The following is a 1362-nucleotide window of genomic DNA, read 5'->3' as shown; positions in this document are numbered from 1 at the left end:
GAACTGTGTCCGCCGTGGGGGTCGATCATGTCTGATTCGTCATGCTTAATCGTCTCGTCCTATGAGAGTGAACTCCAGCCCATCGCCGCCGCCAGCGCGGTCGCCGCGCTGAAGCGCGAAGGCCTGAACGTGCAGGCCTGGGACGCACACATGTTTCCCGATGATCGTCCGGAAGGTCCGTTCGACCTGGTACTGCTGTCAGTGCAGCAGTACGCCGGCCTTGATCGCGGCATCGCGCTGCTGGACTGGTTGCAGGACCCGTCGGTCGCGCGACAGGTGGTGGCCTTTGGTCAGTACGCGCAGATGAACTCCCGGGCGTTCATGGGTCGCGTCGACGCCATCGCGATGGACGAGCCCGAGCGGATCTCCAAGGGACTCGCTGACCTGGCTCGCGGTCACGCGGCCCGGCACGAGATTCCGGGGCTCTTCAGCCGCGACGGCGGCAAGCCGCGACCACCGAACTCGCGGATGGAGTGGGCCAGTCCCGATCGCGCGGCATTCCCGCCGATCACGGAATATCCGGCCCACAACACCAAGTTCGGGCTGATGGGCAACATCGAGGTCAGCCGCGGGTGCCACCACAAGTGCACCTACTGCTCGGTGTACGGCGCGTACGAGGGCCGGTTCTCGCCGATCTCCGTGGACGCCGTGGTCGCTGACGCGCTGGTGCTGGAGGAGCAGGGCGCCGAGCACTTCGCCTTCATCGACGCGGAGTTCTTCAACTCCCGGAAGTTCGGCATCGAGGTCGTCGAGGCGATCAACGCCACCGGCCGCAAGCCGCACACCTACGAGATCACCACCCGTGTCGACCACATCCTGCAGTACCCCAAGGAGATCAAGCACCTGGCTGATCTCGGGCTGAAGGTGATCACGTCGGCGTTGGAGTTCCCCTCCGACCGCATCCTGCGGATCTTCGACAAGGGCATCGACATCGACGACACCCGCCGGGCCATCGCGGCAGCCGAGGATCTCGGCGTCGTCCTCAACCCGACGTTCATCCCGTTCACGCCCTGGGTGACGTACGAGGAACTGCTGGGATTCGAGGACTTCCTGGAGGAGACCGGGTTGAGCCGTGTCGCGGCTCCCACGGTGCTGCAGACGAGGCTGTTGCTGTTCAAGGGTTCACCGCTGTTGACCTCCCCGTGGATCGAAGGGGTTCCGCTGGAGGACCGCGGCTTCTACTTCGAGTGGACGCATTCCGACCCCCGCGTCGAGGAGCTGTGGCAGGAACGACGCGGCGAAGCGGTCGACGTCGGCGAGGTCCGCTGCTGCGTCAAATGCTGACCGCGCAGGCGAAACACTCGACTTCAGGGGGAGCATCATGGGTGGAGTAGGACGCATCGTGACCCAGGCGGGAGCGGA

Annotated in this window: 1 protein-coding gene; it reads left to right on the top strand. The window is 65.1% G+C overall.

The genetic code is table 11. The features are described 5' to 3' along the window. A partial coding sequence (locus SK854_RS48115) for a radical SAM protein (protein ID WP_319981892.1) occupies nt 1-1284 on the top strand: 1284 nt, incomplete at its 5' end. Nucleotides 1285-1362: the final 78 nt, after the last annotated feature.

It is taken from the genome of Lentzea sokolovensis (genome assembly GCF_033949975.1).
Taxonomy (GTDB): domain Bacteria; phylum Actinomycetota; class Actinomycetes; order Mycobacteriales; family Pseudonocardiaceae; genus Lentzea; species Lentzea sokolovensis.
This window is presented reverse-complemented; position numbering and strand designations above follow the sequence as displayed.